This is a genomic window from Streptomyces sp. NPDC012827 (assembly GCF_042900905.1).
GTDB lineage: Bacteria > Actinomycetota > Actinomycetes > Streptomycetales > Streptomycetaceae > Streptomyces > Streptomyces gulbargensis.
Map to the genome: position 1 here is coordinate 255194 of NZ_JBIBBY010000007.1, position 15972 is coordinate 271165.

Annotated in this window: 15 protein-coding genes and 1 tRNA gene; 7 read left to right on the forward strand and 9 right to left on the reverse strand. The window is 73.0% G+C overall.

The features are described from left to right. Positions 1–111 precede the first annotated feature (111 nt). Entirely contained in the window at positions 112–1161 is a 1050-nt protein-coding gene (locus tag ACFY60_RS17975; protein WP_388612705.1) for an LLM class F420-dependent oxidoreductase, read from the reverse strand. 129 nt (positions 1162–1290) lie between these two features. Here ACFY60_RS17975 and ACFY60_RS17980 point away from each other — a divergent pair, with 129 nt between their 5' ends. Then, on the forward strand, positions 1291–2268 hold the full coding sequence (locus tag ACFY60_RS17980; protein ID WP_309049677.1) for an aldo/keto reductase: 978 nt from the start codon (positions 1291–1293) through the stop codon (positions 2266–2268). Beyond that, positions 2265–4607: a helix-hairpin-helix domain-containing protein gene (locus tag ACFY60_RS17985; protein WP_388612702.1), complete on the forward strand. Its 2343-nt coding sequence runs from the start codon at positions 2265–2267 to the stop codon at positions 4605–4607. The genes ACFY60_RS17980 and ACFY60_RS17985 overlap by 4 nt, the downstream gene beginning before the upstream one ends. Before the next feature lie 70 nt (positions 4608–4677). Here ACFY60_RS17985 and ACFY60_RS17990 read toward each other — a convergent pair whose 3' ends face one another. Further along, the gene (locus ACFY60_RS17990) at positions 4678–5346 is read right to left on the reverse strand and encodes a hypothetical protein (RefSeq protein ID WP_388612700.1); all 669 of its coding nucleotides are present in this window, start codon (positions 5344–5346) and stop codon (positions 4678–4680) included. A gap of 47 nt (positions 5347–5393) precedes the next feature. On the opposite strand from ACFY60_RS17990, the gene ACFY60_RS17995 reads away from it, so the two are divergent. Next, positions 5394–5582, forward strand: coding sequence for a DUF5703 family protein (locus tag ACFY60_RS17995; protein ID WP_189833297.1), 189 nt, complete (start codon positions 5394–5396; stop codon positions 5580–5582). A 61-nt stretch (positions 5583–5643) separates the two neighbouring features. On the opposite strand, the gene ACFY60_RS18000 is transcribed toward ACFY60_RS17995, so the two are convergent. The 3 genes from ACFY60_RS18000 to ACFY60_RS18010 form a co-directional block, all read right to left on the reverse strand. Further along, the gene (locus ACFY60_RS18000; RefSeq protein ID WP_388612698.1) at positions 5644–6468 is read right to left on the reverse strand and encodes a chaplin family protein; all 825 of its coding nucleotides are present in this window, start codon (positions 6466–6468) and stop codon (positions 5644–5646) included. A 139-nt stretch (positions 6469–6607) separates the two neighbouring features. Then, the gene (locus tag ACFY60_RS18005) at positions 6608–6841 is read right to left on the reverse strand and encodes a chaplin (RefSeq protein ID WP_309053057.1); all 234 of its coding nucleotides are present in this window, start codon (positions 6839–6841) and stop codon (positions 6608–6610) included. Positions 6842–6968: 127 nt separating this feature from the next. After that, positions 6969–8294 carry a M20/M25/M40 family metallo-hydrolase gene (locus ACFY60_RS18010; RefSeq protein WP_388612696.1) on the reverse strand — a complete coding sequence of 442 codons (1326 nt, stop codon included), beginning with the start codon at positions 8292–8294 and terminating at the stop codon, positions 6969–6971. Positions 8295–8535: 241 nt separating this feature from the next. On the opposite strand from ACFY60_RS18010, the gene ACFY60_RS18015 reads away from it, so the two are divergent. Together ACFY60_RS18015 and ACFY60_RS18020 are read left to right on the forward strand one after the other, a co-directional pair. Further along, positions 8536–8623: transfer RNA gene (locus ACFY60_RS18015), tRNA-Leu, on the forward strand. A gap of 73 nt (positions 8624–8696) precedes the next feature. Further along, positions 8697–9623, forward strand: coding sequence for a pseudouridine synthase (locus tag ACFY60_RS18020; protein WP_388612694.1), 927 nt, complete (start codon positions 8697–8699; stop codon positions 9621–9623). Here ACFY60_RS18020 and ACFY60_RS18025 read toward each other — a convergent pair. The 4 genes from ACFY60_RS18025 to ACFY60_RS18040 form a co-directional block, all read right to left on the reverse strand. Further along, entirely contained in the window at positions 9607–10236 is a 630-nt protein-coding gene (locus ACFY60_RS18025; RefSeq protein ID WP_388612692.1) for an MBL fold metallo-hydrolase, read from the reverse strand. The genes ACFY60_RS18020 and ACFY60_RS18025 overlap by 17 nt on opposite strands. Then, positions 10236–11351 carry an S-(hydroxymethyl)mycothiol dehydrogenase gene (locus tag ACFY60_RS18030; RefSeq protein ID WP_388612690.1) on the reverse strand — a complete coding sequence of 372 codons (1116 nt, stop codon included), beginning with the start codon at positions 11349–11351 and terminating at the stop codon, positions 10236–10238. The genes ACFY60_RS18025 and ACFY60_RS18030 overlap by 1 nt, the downstream gene beginning before the upstream one ends. A gap of 121 nt (positions 11352–11472) precedes the next feature. Beyond that, complete coding sequence (locus ACFY60_RS18035; RefSeq protein ID WP_388612688.1) at positions 11473–12939, reverse strand: amino acid permease; 1467 nt, start codon at positions 12937–12939, stop codon at positions 11473–11475. Between the two features lie 182 nt (positions 12940–13121). Next, positions 13122–13823 (reverse strand): FadR/GntR family transcriptional regulator, encoded by a 702-nt coding sequence (locus ACFY60_RS18040; protein WP_388612686.1) that lies wholly within the window; start codon positions 13821–13823, stop codon positions 13122–13124. Between the two features lie 148 nt (positions 13824–13971). Here ACFY60_RS18040 and ACFY60_RS18045 point away from each other — a divergent pair, with 148 nt between their 5' ends. Both ACFY60_RS18045 and ACFY60_RS18050 read left to right on the forward strand, forming a co-directional pair. Then, positions 13972–14496, forward strand: coding sequence for a gluconokinase (locus ACFY60_RS18045; protein ID WP_388612684.1), 525 nt, complete (start codon positions 13972–13974; stop codon positions 14494–14496). Between the two features lie 54 nt (positions 14497–14550). Then, positions 14551–15948, forward strand: coding sequence for a GntP family permease (locus ACFY60_RS18050; RefSeq protein ID WP_388612682.1), 1398 nt, complete (start codon positions 14551–14553; stop codon positions 15946–15948). The last annotated feature ends 24 nt before the right edge of the window (positions 15949–15972 follow it).

The window sequence follows — 15972 nt, forward strand, 5'->3', positions numbered from 1 at the left end:
CGTAACCCCGGGCCCGGTGACGCGTTGAGCTGCGTGACGGCCGTGGCGGGGAAGACCCCCGAGCCCCCACCACGGCCGCAGGCTTTCTCCCCGCCCCTCCCCCGCGGTCGGTCAGGCGAGCCCGGCCCGCTCCAGGGCCTCGACGCCCGCCCGCAGCGCCGCGATCCGCTCGTCCAGGGTGAAACCGGCCGGGGAGAGCGTGAGGGTGGTGACGCCGGCCGCCGCGTAGGCGGCCATGCGGTCCGCGATCCGCTCGACCGGGCCGAGCAGCGCCGTCCGGTCGATCAGGGAGCGCGGCACGGCCGCCGCCGCGCCCGCCTTGTCGCCGGCCAGGTACTTGTCCTGGACCTCGGCGGCCTCCTTCTCGTAGCCCATGCGCCGGGCGAGCTGCTGGTAGAAGTTCTGCTTGCGGCTGCCCATGCCGCCGACGTACAGCGCGGTGTACGGGCGGAAGACGTCCGCGAGGGCGTCGACGTCCTCGCCGAGGGCGAGGGGCAGGGTCGGGCAGACGTCGAAGCCGTCCATGGTCAGCCCGGCCTTCTCGCGCCCCGCGCGCAGGTGGCGCAGCGTCGTCTCCTCCAGGTGCTCGGCGGAGGGGAAGATCAGCAGCGCGCCGTCGGCGATCTCGCCGGTCTGCTCCAGGTTCCGGGGGCCGATCGCGGCGATGTAGAGCGGGATGTGCTCGCGCTGCGGGTGGACGGTGAGCTTGATCGGCTTGCCGGGGCCGCCCGGCAGCGGCAGCGTCCAGTGCGCGCCCTCGTACGTCAGCCGCTCGCGGGTCATGGCCTTGCGGACGATCTCGACGTACTCGCGTGTGCGGGCGAGCGGCTTGTCGAAGGCGACGCCGTACCAGCCCTCGGAGACCTGGGGGCCGGAGACGCCGAGGCCGAGCCGGAAGCGGCCGCCGCTGAGCGAGTCCAGGGTGGCGGCGGTCATCGCCGTCATGGCGGGCTGACGGGCCGGGATCTGCATGATCGCGGAGCCGACGTCGATCCGCTCCGTCTTCGCCGCGATCCAGGACAGGACGGTGGGGGCGTCGGAGCCGTACGCCTCGGCCGCCCAGCAGACGTCGTAGCCGAGGCGGTCCGCCTCCTGGGCGACGGCGAGGTTGTCGCCGTCCATGCCGGCGCCCCAGTAGCCGAGGTTGATGCCGAGCCGCATTCCACGCACCCCTTACCCATCGGTAACGTCCCTGTGGTCCGGACTCTAGCGCGGGGTCCGGGCTTCCGGCAGGTGACCGTTGTCCACAGGCTCTCTCCGCGTGGTGCCCTGGCCAGTAATCTCGCGGCCATGGAGCAGAGGCATCTCGGACGTACCGGCCTGCGCGTGTCGCGCCTCGGACTCGGCACCCTCACCTGGGGCCGGGACACCGACGAGCACGACGCGGCCGAGCAGTTGAAGGCCTTCTGGGACGCGGGCGGGACGCTGGTCGACACCGCCGACGTGTACGGCGGCGGCGAGGCGGAGTACCTGCTCGGCCGTCTGATGGAGCGTCTGGTGCCCCGGCGGGACCTGGTCCTGTGCACCAAGGCGGGCAGTGTCCCGGACCCCGACCGGCGCACGGACGGCTCGCGCGGCCATCTGCTCGCCGCGCTCGACGCCTCGCTCGCCCGCCTCGGCACGGACCACGTCGACCTGTGGCAGCTGCACGCGTACGACCCGCACACCCCGCTCGAGGAGTCGCTGCAGGCGCTGGACATCGCGGTGCGCAGCGGGCGCGCCCGGTACGCGGGCGTGGCGAACTTCTGCGGCTGGCAGCTGGCCAAGGCGGGCACCTGGCAGCTCGCCGGCGACCGGACCCGGCTGGCGGGGGCGCAGCTGGAGTACTCGCTGCTCCAGCGGGGCGTGGAGCGCGAGGTGCTGCCGGCCGCGCTCGACCTCGGGATAGGCCTGCTGCCGTCCTCGCCGCTGGGCCGGGGGGTCCTGACGGGCAAGTACCGCAGCGGTACCCCCTCGGACTCGCGAGGCGCCTCCGGGACGATGGCCCCCTTCGTGGAGCCGTACCTGGACGAGGCGGCGAGCCGGATCGTCGACGCGGTCGCGACGGCGGCGGACGGGCTCGCGACGACCCCGCTGCACGTGGCGCTCGCCTGGGTCCGCGACCGGCCCGGAGTGACCGCGCCGATCGTCGGCGCGCGGACGGCGCGGCAGCTCGCGGCCGCGTTGTCGGTGGAGACCCTTAGTCTTCCTGACGAGATCTGCCGGGCGCTGGACGACGTGTCGGCGCCCGTGCACCGCTATCCGGATCACGACTGGAGCACCTTGTGACCGAGCCTTCCGGGGAGACCGTGCCCGAGGCACCCGCGGACGTGGAGCCTGCCGACGCCTTCGGGGAGCAGGAGCCCGTACGGACCGGGGCCGCGGCCCCCGCCGCGGGGTCCGGCTCCGCGAGACCGGCCGGGCAGCCGGACGCGCCCGACGGTGCCACCGACCGGGACGAGGCACCCTCCGGCGCCGATTCGGGCGCCGACGCTCCCGCCGACGCGACCGAAGAGGAAACCGCCGATTCCGAGGCGGATGCCGACGCGGCCGACGACGAAGCCGCCGATTCCGAGGCGGACGCCGACGCTCCCGCCGAGACGGCCGACGGGGAAGCCGCCGGTGCCGGGGGATTGAGCGAGGCGGAGGCCGAGATCGCCGCGCAGCGGGAGCTGCGGGCGCGGATCGAGGCGCGGAAGGCAGAGAAGGCCGGTCCGGTGGAGAGCGGGGCCAAGCTGAGCGGGACGGCCGCCGATCTGCTGGCCGCCGTGCGGGCGGTGGAGAGCGGCAAGGCCACCGGCAGCGCGTTCTACGAGGCGCCCGAGCCCGCCCCCCGCCGTCCCGCGCCCGCGGCGGCCCCGGCCGTGACGGTACGGCCCCCCGCTCCGCGCGCGGCCGCCGCGCCCGCGCCCGCCACCACCGCCGCCGTACGGGAGGTCCTGGCCGCCGGTGGCGCTCCCGAGGCGCTGGCCGGGCCCGTCGCCGCCGCGCTCGGGGAGAACGCGGCGGGAGCGCTGCGCGAGGACCCCTGGCAGCTCCTCGCCGTCCCCGGGGTCCGCCCCGAACAGACCGACGGTTTCGCGCGGGCGCTGCTCGGCGGTGAGTGCGGTCCGGACGACCCGCGCCGGACGGTCGCCCTGACCGTGTGGCTGCTGGAGCAGGCCGCCGTCCAGGGACACACGGCGCTGGACACCGAGGCGGTACGGGCCGGGCTCGCCCGGCACGCCGTGCCCGACCCGGAGAAGGCCGTCGAGGCCGCCGTCTCCGAGGGAGCCGTCCTGGTCTTCCAGGAGGAAGAGCGGGAGGAGGCGCCGGACGGGACCGAGGGGGGCGGCGCCGGGGAGGCCGGGGCGGAGGAACCCGGGACGGAGGAGCCCGGGACGGAGACGGCCGACGTGCCCGTCCTGCTCGGGCTCGACCGGTACGCGCTCGCAGAGGAGAGCCTGGCCGACGGTCTGGCCCGGCTCGTGCGGACGGTCACGCCGGACACCTGGGAGGGGTCCGAGCTGGAGCGCGCCGCCGGGTCGCACGGACTCGTGCTGCACACCGGCGGGGAGGCGGCCCGCACCGAGGCGGTGGCGCTCGCCGCCGCGGCCGGCGCCCGGGGCCTGCGGTCCCTGGTCACCGTGCACAGCCCGGAGGGGCTGCGGGTGCTCGGCGACGACGGCGCGCCGGCGGTGACGCTCGCCGCGCTGCTGTCCGGCGCGGCCGGTCCGGGCCGGGACGAGGAGGGCGCCCTCGCGCTGGACCTGCTGGTGCTGCTCGACGCGCCGCAGCTGGACGTGGAGGCGGGCGCGATGCTGGTCGAGTCGCTCCCGGACGGCTGCCGGCTGGTGCTGAGCGGCGACCCGGGCGTCCTGGGCTCCGCCGGTGCCGGGCAGGTCTTCGCCGACGCGCTCGCGGCCCGCGTGTGCCCCCGGATCGCCTCGCGGGTCCCGGACCCGGGGCCCCTCGGCGAGCTGGTCTCCGGCATCGGTGCCGGGGAGCTGCTCCAGGTGGAGGCCCCCGGCAAGGAGATCGTCATCGTCCCGGTGCGGGATGCCGGCGAGGCCGTGCACCGCACGGTCCAGCTGGTGGCGGATTCGGTCCCGCGCGCGATCGGCGTACCGCCCGAGCGGACGCAGGTGATCACGGTCGGCCACGGCGGCTCCGCCGGTACGCGCGCGCTGAACGCGGCGCTCAAGCAGCGGCTGAACCCGGGCCCCGGCCGGTTCGGGGGCTACGACCCGGGTGACCGGGTGGCGTACGCGCCCGCTCCGGGCCGGACGGTGACCGGAACCGTCCTCGGGGCGGACGCCGAGGGCCTGCGGCTGCGCTGCGCGGGCGCGGAGGTGCTCGTACCGAAGGAGCGGGTGGAGTCGGCGCTGCGGCACGGCTGGGCGCTCACCGCGCACCAGGCGGCCGGGGCCCGCTGGCCGGCGGTGGTCGTGGTGCTGCCCGGGGACGCGGCGCCGGGTCTGAGCCGGCCGTGGGTGTACACGGCCTTCGGCCGGGCGGAGCGTCATCTGTCGGTGGTGCACGGGGTGGACCAGGCGCTGCCGCGGGCGGTCGCCGAGCGCCCCGCCCCGGAGCGTACGACCCGGCTGCGGCCGCTCCTCGAAGGGCTGCTCGCCGCCGGCGGGGAGTGAGCGGCCCCGAAGAACGGCGCGGGGCCGGGACACCGTGTCGGTGTCCCGGCCCTGTCGTGTCTTGGTGGGCCTAGGCCGAAGCGGTCCCCGGTGTGCGGGGGCGCGCGGTGCCCTCCTCCTCGTCCACGTCCCCGAAGTCGTCCTCGTCGAAGACGGAGCTGACGTCGAAGCGGTAGAGGATCCGCTCGGGGTCGGCCTGTTCGAAGGGTGCGGCCAGCCACTCCCCCGGGTCGGGGAGGTCGTCGGCCGCGGTGAGCCAGAGCGTGGAGTCGCCCTCCTCCAGACCGAACTCCTTGTGACGGGACGCGATCTCGTCCGCCTCGTACTCGCCGAAGACCACACCGAGGGCGGCGGCCGTGCCCGTCGGGCCGTCCTCGTCCTCGTCGGGGTCGAGGTCGGTGATCCGGCGGGCCTGGGCGAGCAGGCGCTGCGGTTCCACCACGGCGTAGTCGCGCCGGATCAGGAGGCTGAGCGCGCCAGGTTCGTCAGGTCCGGCGTACGGCGGGAGGCTGTCGTCGGCTCCCGGGATCTCGAAGGGGGTGACTTCGTCATAGCGTTCGTAGAGGAGTTCGTCGTAGGCCTCGGCGGCGGTGGCGAGGACGTTGAAGGCCTCGTAGACGGCCGGGTCGTCGTCCCCCGTGCGGCGTTCGACCGCCGCGAGGTGACGGTCCAGTGCGGCTTTGACCGCCTCGGCGGCGGCACGTACCTCGGCAGCGGTGGGCTGCGCAGCATCAGACATGGGACAGACGCTATCCGTACCGGGCGGGTGCCCGCACAATAGATGCGATGCCGGAATACGAATTTGTCGACGTGTACGTGCCGCGCGGCGTCTCCCGTAAGGAGGCCACGCGGCTTCTGACCGACCATGCCGAGTACGGACACTGGGAGTTGGACCGCCTGAGTCTGCACCGGGACGGCAGCCGCAGGGTGCGGCTGAAGCGCCGGATCATCCGGCAGCTCCGGGCGACCTGGTAGCGGTACGAGAAGGGGCCCCGCGGTGTGCGGGGCCCCTACGCGTGCTGCCCGGGTGCGGCCGTCAGGCGGCGCGGCGGGCGCGGCGGTAGATCAGCGAGCCCGCGAGCAGCAGGCCCACGCCGGCGGGAACGGCGACGCCGAGCGTCCCCGCGCCGGTCTCGGCGAGCTCCTCGGTGCCGCGCGGCGGGGTGACACCGTGCGGGCCGGGGTTGTTGGAGCCGCCGTCGTCACCGGGGCCGCCGGGCGTCCCGGGGTGGTCCGATCCGCCGTCGCCGCCGGGACCGCCGGGCGTCCCGGGCGTGCCCGGGGTGGTCGGGGTCTCCGGCGTGGTGGGCGTGCCGGGGTTGCCCGGGTTACCGGGGTTGCCCGGGTTACCGGGGTTGCCCGGGTTACCGGGGTTGCCCGGGTTACCGGGGTTGCCCGGGTTACCGGGGTGGCCCGGGGTGGTCGGCTCGACGCCGTTGGCGCAGCTGTTGCCCGCGGCGGCGTTGCCGAGGCCGACGCCCGTGACGTTGTTGCCGCACACGTTCACCGGGACGTCCACGGGGACCTGGACGACGTTGCCGGAGCCCACGCCGGGCGAGCCGCTCGCGTGCCCGTCGGCCGAGGAGCCGCCCGGCTTGTCGGAGCCGTAACCGGAGTCCGACACGTTGGCGCAGGTGTTGCCCATCGCCGGATTCAGGAGTCCGATGACGTTGACGGTGTTCCCGCACACGTTCACGGGAATGTGGACCGGCACCTGGACGGTGTTCCCGGACGCGATGCCGGGGGAATTCGTGGCCGCGCCGTTCGCACCGGAATCGGCGTGCGCATGACCGCCGGCGAGGGCGAATACCCCGCCCGCGGCCGCAACGGTGATGAGGCCCTTGCGCGTGACCTGTCGCATAGCTGGTTGTCCTGCCTTTTCGGCTTCGGAAAAGCGTCACCGGGCCGGTGCCCGGGACGGAATGGGCACCGGCCCCGGAGTGCATGGCGCGCACTCCGGGGCCGGACCGGCTCACGCCCTCACGGGGCGGGACACAACGTCAGGAGTTGACGCAGACGTTGCCGAAGGCGGGGTTCAGCAGGCCGACGATGTTGACCGTGTTGCCGCACACGTTCACGGGGATGTGGATCGGAACCTGGACGACGTTGCCCGAGATGATGCCGGGGGAAGCGAGGGCCGCCCCCTGGGCACCCGCGTCGGCAACGGCCATGCCCGCGCCCGCGAGAACGAGACCGCCGGTGGCAGCCGCAGCAGCGACGACCTTCTTGATCATTATTCCTCCTAGTTGGCAATGCGGTCCCAGCCGCGGACCGCATCACCTGTAACGAGGGGGAATGGTGGGGGCTACGGCCCCCATGTGCATTCACTCTTTCCGGTGAGAGTCATACAGGCGGTCGAATTCAGCAGGCGTCGATGAAGCGGTCCAGGACGCGGACGCCGAACTTCAGACCGTCGACCGGAACACGCTCGTCCACGCCGTGGAACATGCCCGCGAAGTCGAGCTCGGGCGGCAGCTGGAGCGGGGCGAAACCGAAGCAGCGGATGCCGAGGTCGTCGAAGGACTTGGCGTCGGTGCCGCCGGACAGCATGTACGGCACGGCGCGGGCGATCGGGTCCTCGGCGCGCAGGGCGAGCTGCATGGCGTCGACCAGGGCGCCGTCGAAGCTGGTCTCCAGGGCCTTGTCGCCGTGCACGTCCTCGCGCTTCACGCGCGGGCCGAGGATCCGGTCGAGGTCGGCGAGGAACTCCTCCTCGTACCCGGGCAGGAACCGCCCGTCGACGTGGGCGGTGGCCTGGCCGGGGATCACGTTCACCTTGTAGCCGGCGCCGAGCATGGTGGGGGCGGCGGAGTTGCGGAGGGTGGCCCCCACCATCTTGGCGATGCCGCCCAGCTTGGCGAGGGTGCCGTCCATGTCCTCGGGGTCCAGCGGGGTGCCGAGCGCGTCCGACAGCTCGTCCAGGAAGCTCCGTACGGTCTTGGTCACGCGCACCGGCCACTGGTGGCGGCCGAGCCGGCCGACGGCCTCGCACAGCTCCGTGATGGCGTTGTCGTCGTTGGTCATGGACCCGTGGCCCGCGGTGCCCTCGACGGTCAGCCGCATCCAGTGCATGCCCTTCTGGGCCGTCTCGACCAGGTAGAGCCGCAGGTTCTCGTTGACGGTGAAGGAGAAGCCGCCGACCTCGCCGATGGCCTCGGTGACCCCGTCGAAGAGGTCCCGGTGCCGGTCCACCAGGTGGCGGGCGCCGTAGGTGCCGCCGGCCTCCTCGTCGGCGAGGAAGGCGAGGACGATGTCGCGCGGGGGCTTGCGGCCGCTGCGCAGCCGGTCGCGGACGACCGCCAGGGTCATCGCGTCCATGTCCTTCATGTCGACCGCGCCGCGGCCCCAGACGCAGCCGTCGGCGACCTCGCCGGAGAACGGGTGGTGGGTCCAGTCCTCGGCGTTCGCCGGGACGACGTCGGTGTGGCCGTGGATGAGCAGGGCGGGCCGCGAGGGGTCCTCGCCCTCGATCCGGGCGACGGTGGAGGCCCGCCCCTTGTGCGACTCGATGATCTTCGGCTCGAGGCCGACCTCGGCGAGCTTCTCCGCCACGTACTCGGCCGCCACCCGCTCCCCCGGTCCGGAGTGGTCGCCGTAGTTGCTGGTGTCGATGCGGATGAGATCACGGCAGAGGTCGACGACCTCGTCCTCGCCGGTGATGCCCCGGGCGGTGCTCGACTCGCTCACGCTGCTTCCTCCCACTACGTGCCCCAGGTGATGTCTGCTGATCACCTCCATCCTCCCGCGCCGCCCCGCCGGACCCAAGGGCGCCCACCGCCCGGCATACGGCCGTCACGTCCCGGGCGGCGCCCGGCGCGCCCGGGGGGTGCGCGGGCCGCTGACCAGGGGGTGGTGATCGACCACCCCGAATGTTTGCTATGGTTTTCCTCGTCGGAAGGGCCGAGCGGCCCGGAAGACGACAACACCTGTCCGGGTGGCGGAATGGCAGACGCGCTAGCTTGAGGTGCTAGTGCCCTTTATCGGGCGTGGGGGTTCAAGTCCCCCCTCGGACACCAGCGAAGGACCCCACATCTTGTGGGGTCCTTCTCGTTGTGGCCCGGTTGCGGCCCTGGGTACGACGGAGATCAGTTGAGACGCCGAACGAAGGCTCCCGCTTCTCCCCTGCCGCAGCGGGAGGGGGTCGACGCGGTGCGGGTGCGGCTGCCCGAGGACCCCGAGGGGGTGTGGGCGACCGTCGGGGAGCATCTCGTGGCACGGTACGCCGGGGCCGTGGGGTCCGGGCGCGTGGAGGAGATGCTGCGGGAGGGCCGGTTCGTCGGGACCGGCGGGCCGGTGCGCGGGGACGAGCCGTACGCGGCGGGGACGTACCTCTGGTTCCACCGGGACTTCCCGGCCGAGGAGCGGGTGCCGTTCGAGGTGGGGGTGGTCCACCGGGACGAGCGGATCGTGGTGGCGGACAAGCCGCACTTCCTGGCGACGATGCCCCGGGGCCGGCATGTGACGGAGACGGCACTCGCGCGGCTGCGGCGGGAGCTGGGGCTGCCCGCCCTGCAGCCGGCGCACCGCTTGGACCGGCTGACGGCGGGGCTGGTGCTGTTCGTCGTACGGCCGGAGGACCGGGGGGCGTACCAGACGCTCTTCCGGGACCGGGCCGTGCGCAAGGAGTACGAGGCGGTGGCGCCGTACGACCCGGCGGTGGAGCTGCCGGTGACGGTGCGGAGCCGGATCGAGAAGGAGCGCGGGGTCATGGCCGCCCGGGAGGTGCCGGGCGAGCCGAACGCGGAGAGCCGGGTGGAGCTGCTCGCGCACGGGGGCGGCCTTGGCCGGTACCGGCTGGTTCCGGTGACCGGGCGGACGCATCAGCTGCGGGTGCACATGAACGCGCTGGGGCTGCCGATCCTGGACGATCCGGTCTACCCCGTGGTCCGGGAGGACGGGCCGGAGGACCACGGGCGGCCGCTGCGGCTGCTGGCGCGGTCGCTGGAGTTCACCGACCCGTTCTCGGGGGCGCGGCTGCGGTTCGTCAGCCGGCTGTCGCTCAGTGGCCCCGGGTGACCCATGTGTCGAGGTGAGGGGCTTCTTCGCCGATGGTGGTGGTCTCGCCGTGGCCGGTGCGGACCACGGTCTCCGGGGGAAGGGTCAGCAGCCGGGACCTGATCGAGTCGATGATCGTGGGGAAGTCGGAGAAGGACCGGCCGGTCGCGCCGGGGCCGCCCCGGAAGAGGGTGTCTCCGGTGAAGACGGTGCGCAGGTCGGGGGCGTGCAGGCTGACCGCTCCGGGGGCGTGGCCGGGGGTGTGCAGGACGTGGAGGTCCGTGCCGGCGATGGTGAGGACCTGGCCGTCGGCGAGGTCCCCGTCGGTGGTGTGGTCGGGGTGGGTCTGCTTCCAGAGGGGCTGATCGGCCGGGTGGAGCAGGACGCGGGCGCCGGTGGCGGCGGCGAGGGCGGGGGCGGCGCCGATGTGGTCGTCGTGGGCGTGGGTGCAGACGATGGCGCGCAGGACGCGGCCGTCGAGGGCGGCGAGGACCGCGCCGGCGTCGTGGGCGGCGTCGATGACGATCGCCTCGGTGTCGTCGCCGACGATCCAGACGTTGTTGTCGACCTCCCAGGTGCCGCCGTCGAGGCTGAAGGTGCCGGAGGTGACGAGGTGCTCGACGCGGGCCGCCATCACAGCACCACCACCGAGCGCAGGACGTCGCCCTCGTGCATGCGGGCGAAGGCCTTCTCGACGTCGCCGAGGCCGATGGTCTCGGTGACGAAGGCGCCGAGGTCGATGCGGCCCTGCCGGTGCAGGTCGACGAGCATGGGGAAGTCGCGGGAGGGCAGGCAGTCGCCGTACCAGGAGGACTTGAGCGCGCCGCCGCGGCCGAAGACGTCGAGGAGGGGCAGTTCGATCGTCATGTCGGGGGTGGGGACGCCGACGAGGACGACGGTGCCGGCGAGGTCGCGGGCGTAGAAGGCCTGGGCGTACGTCTCGGGGCGGCCGACCGCCTCGATGACGACGTCGGCGCCGTGGCCGCCGGTGAGTTCGCGGACGGCTTCGACGGGGTCGGTGTCGCGGGAGTTCACGGCGTGGGTGGCGCCCATGGCACGGGCGGTGTCCAGTTTCCGGTCGTCGATGTCGACGGCGATGATCTTCGCGGCGCCGGCGAGGCGGGAGCCGACGACGGCGGCGTCCCCGACGCCTCCGCAGCCGATGACGGCGACGGTGTCGCCTCGGCCGACGTTCCCGGTGTTGAGGGCGGCGCCGATGCCGGCCATGACGCCGCAGCCGAGGAGTCCGGCGGCGGCGGGGGCGATCTCGGGGTCGACCTTGGTGCACTGGCCGGCGTGGACGAGGGTCTTCTCGGCGAAGGCGCCGATGCCGAGGGCGGGGGTGAGCTCCGTGCCCGCGGGGTGGCCCGCGGGGCCGGACGTGTCGCGGGCGAGCGTCATCCGCTGCCGGGCGTTGTGGGTGTCGAAGCAGTACCAGGGGCGGCCGCGCAGGCAGGCGCGGCACTGTCCGCAGACGGCCCGCCAGTTGAGGATCACGAAATCACCGGGGGCGACGTCGGTGACGCCCTCGCCGACGGTCTCGACGATTCCGGCGGCCTCGTGGCCGAGCAGGTAGGGGAAGTCGCCGCCGATGCCGCCCTGCTTGTAGTGGAGGTCGGTGTGGCAGACGCCGCAGGCCTGGACGCGGACCACCGCCTCGCCGGGCCCGGGGTCGGGGACGGTGATCGTCTCGACCCGCACCGGTTCGTTCCTGCCGGGGGCGACGACCCCCAGGACCTGCTGTGGCATCGCCAACTGTCCTTCCGCCGGACGGATCTTGTGGACCTCCTGCGTACCACTTTTCGAGGAGAAAGGGCGAGACCCCCGCAGGCGGCGCCTGCGGGGGTCCCGTCGGTTCCCGTGCGGGAGATCAGTCGCGGGAGGCCGCGGCGGTGGCGCGGACCCGGCCGCGGACCAGGAACCAGCCGCCGACGAGGGCCGCGGCGATGAGCGGCAGGCAGTTGACGGTGGTGCGGCCCACTCCGCCGTCCAGCCACATGAGGACGACGACGGCGGCGAGGAAGACCAGCGTCACGATCTGGGTGTACGGGGCCCAGGGCAGCTGGTAGGCGGGCCGGGTGAGCCTGCCCTCCTTGGAGCGGCGCACGAAGAGCAGCGAGCAGACCATGATCATCGCCCAGGTGCCGATGATGCCGATGGAGGCGAAGTTCAGCACCAGCTCGAAGGCGTCCTCGGGCATGACGTAGTTGAGGAAGACGCCGGCGACACCGAAGGCGGCGGTGAGCAGGATGCCGCCGTAGGGGACGCCGCCCTTGTTCATGACGCCGGTGAACTTGGGCGCGGAGCCGGCCAGCGACATGGAGCGCAGGATGCGGCCGGTGGAGTAGAGGCCGGAGTTGAGGCTGGAGAGGGCGGCGGTGAGGACGACGAGGTTCATCACGCCGGCGGTGCCGGGGACGCCCAGCTTGTCGAAGACGGTGACGAAGGGGCTCTGGTCGCCGGAGTACGCGGTGTACGGGAGGATCAGCGCGAGCAGGACGATGGAGCCGACGTAGAAGAGGCCGACGCGCCACATGATCGAGTTGATCGCCTTGGGCATGATCTTCTCGGGGTTCTCGGTCTCGCCGGCGGCGACGCCGCACAGCTCGACGGAGGCGTAGGCGAAGACGACGCCCTGGATCAGCAGCAGCATCGGCATGACGCCGTTGGGGAAGATGCCGCCGTTGTCGGTGATGTTCGCGAGGCCGGGGGTGTGGCCGCCGACGTCGTGGGAGGTCACGATGAGGAAGATGCCGACGAGCATGAAGGCGACCAGGGCGGCGACCTTGATGATCGCGAACCAGAACTCCATCTCGCCGAAGTACTTCACGGAGATGAGGTTGGCGGCGAGGACGACCGCGAGGGCGATGAGCGCGAGGATCCACTGCGGGACGTCGCTGAACATGGCCCAGAAGTGGGCGTAGGTGGCGGCCGCGGTGATGTCGGCGACGGCGGTGGTCGACCAGTTGAGGAAGTAGAGCCAGCCGGCCGTGTAGGCGCCCTTCTCGCCCATGAACTCACGGGCGTAGGAGACGAAGGCGCCGGAGGAGGGGCGGTAGAGCACCAGCTCACCGAGGGCGCGCACCACGAAGAAGGCGAAGACGCCGCAGACCGCGTAGGCGATGAAGAGGGACGGACCGGCGTTGGCCATGCGGCCGCCGGCGCCCAGGAAGAGGCCGGTGCCGATGGCGCCGCCGATGGCGATCATGTTGATGTGACGGGACTTGAGGTCCTTGCGGTACCCGGCGTCACCGGCGTCGATGTGGGGGGACGCCGCACCGGTGGCCGCCGGGGTGGCGGACAGCGGGTCGGCCGCAGTCGAGACGCGGTCACTCATGGAGTTGTTCGCCTTCGTGAGGGGGTGGGCTGTGCGGACCCGGCCGTGCCCTTGTGGGGCGTGCGGCACGGCCAGCGGACATCCTCACGGCAGGAGGGGGTTACTGACTGTGAGCGATTTCACTGAACGCCCGGATTTGAGCTAGTTCAGAGGTTACCGAGCGGTGAACTCCGGGCGGCCGGTCAGGGCGCGAGGACGTCCAGCTCCTTGAGCGCGCCGACGGCGATCTCGCGGGTCAGCGCCTCGGCGCGGGCCGCGTCCCGTTCCCGTACGGCCTCGGCGACCCGGACATGGAGGGTGACGGCGGCCGGGTCGGGGTCCTCGAACATCACGTGGTGGTGGGTGCGGCCGGCGAGGACCTCGGCGACGACGTCGCCGAGGCGGGCGAACATCTCGTTGCCGGAGGCGTCGAGGACGACCCGGTGGAAGGCGACGTCGTGGACGAGGTACGCCTCCAGCTGCCGGCCGCGCGAGGTCGCGACCATGCCGAGGGCCTCCTCGGTGAGCCGGCGGCACTGCTCGGGGGTGGCGTTCAGGGCGGCGAGTCCCGCGGCCACGGGCTCGACGGCCGAGCGGAGCACGGTGAGCGAGCGGAGCTGGCGGGGGCGGTCGGCGCCGGCCAGGCGCCAGCGGATGACCTGGGGGTCGTACACGTTCCAGCTGGCGGTGGGGAGCACGGTGACGCCGACCCGGCGGCGGGACTCGACCAGGTGCATGGACTCCAGGACCCGGACGACCTCGCGGATCACCGTGCGCGAGACGTCGAAGCGCCGGGCGAGCTCGTCGGTGCGCAGCACGGTGCCCGGGGGGTACTCCCCCGCGGTGATCGCGAGGCCCAGGGTGGCCAGGACGTGGGAGTGGAGCCCCTGGGCCGGTGTCGTCATGGTGATCAGCCTAAGTCGCTCCGGCGGGGCGATCACAGCCAGGAATGAAAAGTACGACTTTTATGTCACAGACTCTTGAATACGTCGTACCCAATGGGTTTCATGAGCGCGACGGACCGATGTCGAAGAAGACAGCGAGGCACCCCCCATGCGCTCCACCCCCCACACCGCTCCCCCGGTCGTCGTCGTCATGGGCGTCGCGGGCACCGGCAAGACCACCATCGGTCCGAAGGTCGCCGAAGCCCTGGGCCTGCCCTACGCCGAGGGCGACGACTTCCACCCGGCGGCCAACGTCGCCAAGATGTCCGCCGGTGTCCCGCTGGACGACGCGGACCGCGAGCCGTGGCTCGACGCCATCGGGGAGTGGGCCCACGGCCGGGCCGGTCGCGGCGGCGTCGTCAGCAGCTCGGCGCTGAAGCGGAGCTACCGGGACCGGCTGCGGGCCGCCGCGCCCGGTGTCGTCTTCCTCCACCTCACCGGGGACCGCGCGCTGATCGAGGAGCGGATGGCCGGGCGCACGGGCCACTTCATGCCGACCGCGCTGCTCGACTCCCAGTTCGCCACCCTTCAGCCGCTGGAGGACGACGAGGCCGGCGTGGCCGTGGACGTCTCCGGCACCCCCGAGGAGATCACCGCCCGCGCCGTCGAGGCCCTGCGCCGCCTCACGCGCTGATCCCGTCCCCCTCCCCCGTCCCCACCCCCACCTGCCCGTACGAAGGACACCACCGTGACCAGTCTCAGCGTCGAGGTCCTGGCAGCGGACGCCGTCGAACCGATCACCTCGGCCGGCAACGCCCAGCTGGGCATCGCCGTACTCGCCGGCATCGCCGTCATCGTCCTGCTCATCACCAAGTTCAAGCTGCACGCGTTCCTCGCGCTGACCATCGGGTCGCTCGCGCTCGGCGCGTTCGCCGGGGCACCGCTCGCCGACGCCATCAAGTCGTTCACGACCGGGCTCGGCAGCACCGTCGCCGGCGTCGGCGTCCTCATCGCGCTCGGCGCGATCCTCGGCAAGCTCCTCGCCGACTCGGGCGGCGCCGACCAGATCGTCGACACCATCCTCGCCAAGGCCGAGGGCCGCGCCATGCCTTGGGCGATGGTCCTGATCGCCTCGGTCATCGGACTGCCGCTGTTCTTCGAGGTCGGCATCGTGCTGCTGATCCCGGTGGTCCTGCTGGTCGCCCAGCGCGGCAACTACTCCCTGATGCGGATCGGGATCCCGGCCCTCGCCGGACTGTCGGTGATGCACGGGCTCATCCCGCCGCACCCCGGGCCGCTCGTCGCCATCGACGCGCTCGGCGCCAACCTGGGCGTGACCCTCGCCCTCGGCCTGGTCGTCGCCGTCCCGACCGTGATCATCGCCGGTCCCCTCTTCTCCCGGTACGCCGCCCGCTGGGTGGACGTCCCCGCGCCCGAGCACATGATCCCGGCGCGGCCCTCCGAGGACCTCGACCGGCGCCCGGGCTTCGGCGCCACCGTCGCGACCGTCCTGCTGCCCGTCGTCCTGATGCTCGTCAAGGCGCTCGTGGACATCGTGGTGGACGACCCCGAGAACGGGGTGCAGAAGGTCACCGACGTCATCGGCTCCCCGCTGATCGCCCTGCTGGCCGCGGTCCTCGTGGGCCTGTTCACCCTGGGCCGGGCGGCCGGGTTCACCAAGGAGCGCCTCTCCTCGACCGTCGAGAAGTCCCTCGCCCCGATCGCGGGCGTGCTCATGATCGTCGGCGCGGGCGGCGGCTTCAAGCAGACCCTGATCGACATCGGCGTCGGCCGGATGATCCTCGACCTCTCCGAGGACTGGTCGATCCCGGCCCTGCTCCTCGCCTGGCTGATCGCGGTCGCGATCCGGCTCGCGACGGGTTCGGCGACGGTCGCCACCATCTCGGCGGCGGGCCTGGTGGCTCCGCTGGCGGCCGGGATGTCCACCGGTGAGACGGCCCTGCTCGTGCTGGCCATCGGTGCCGGTTCCCTCTTCTTCAGCCATGTCAACGACGCCGGTTTCTGGCTGGTGAAGGAGTACTTCGGGATGAGCGTCGGCCAGACGGTCAAGACCTGGTCGGTGATGGAGACGATCATCTCGGTGGTCGGCATCGTCTTCGTCCTGCTGCTGTCCCTCCTGGTGTAGCGGGCGGGAAAACCGGGCGCCGGG

Bases quoted from the DNA above. Each gene is read 5' to 3' on its own strand.
- ACFY60_RS17990 (WP_388612700.1), bottom strand. From the start codon at position 5,346: ATGTCTGATGCTGCGCAGCCCACCGCTGCCGAGGTACGTGCCGCCGCC.
- ACFY60_RS17980 (WP_309049677.1), top strand. From the start codon at position 1,291: ATGGAGCAGAGGCATCTCGGACGTACCGGCCTGCGCGTGTCGCGCCTC.
- ACFY60_RS18025 (WP_388612692.1), bottom strand. From the start codon at position 10,236: ATGGCGGCCCGCGTCGAGCACCTCGTCACCTCCGGCACCTTCAGCCTC.
- ACFY60_RS18035 (WP_388612688.1), bottom strand. From the start codon at position 12,939: ATGAGTGACCGCGTCTCGACTGCGGCCGACCCGCTGTCCGCCACCCCG.
- ACFY60_RS17995 (WP_189833297.1), top strand. From the start codon at position 5,394: ATGCCGGAATACGAATTTGTCGACGTGTACGTGCCGCGCGGCGTCTCC.
- ACFY60_RS18000 (WP_388612698.1), bottom strand. From the start codon at position 6,468: ATGCGACAGGTCACGCGCAAGGGCCTCATCACCGTTGCGGCCGCGGGC.
- ACFY60_RS18030 (WP_388612690.1), bottom strand. From the start codon at position 11,351: ATGCCACAGCAGGTCCTGGGGGTCGTCGCCCCCGGCAGGAACGAACCG.
- ACFY60_RS18040 (WP_388612686.1), bottom strand. From the start codon at position 13,823: ATGACGACACCGGCCCAGGGGCTCCACTCCCACGTCCTGGCCACCCTG.
- ACFY60_RS18045 (WP_388612684.1), top strand. From the start codon at position 13,972: ATGCGCTCCACCCCCCACACCGCTCCCCCGGTCGTCGTCGTCATGGGC.
- ACFY60_RS17975 (WP_388612705.1), bottom strand. From the start codon at position 1,161: ATGCGGCTCGGCATCAACCTCGGCTACTGGGGCGCCGGCATGGACGGC.
- ACFY60_RS18005 (WP_309053057.1), bottom strand. From the start codon at position 6,841: ATGATCAAGAAGGTCGTCGCTGCTGCGGCTGCCACCGGCGGTCTCGTT.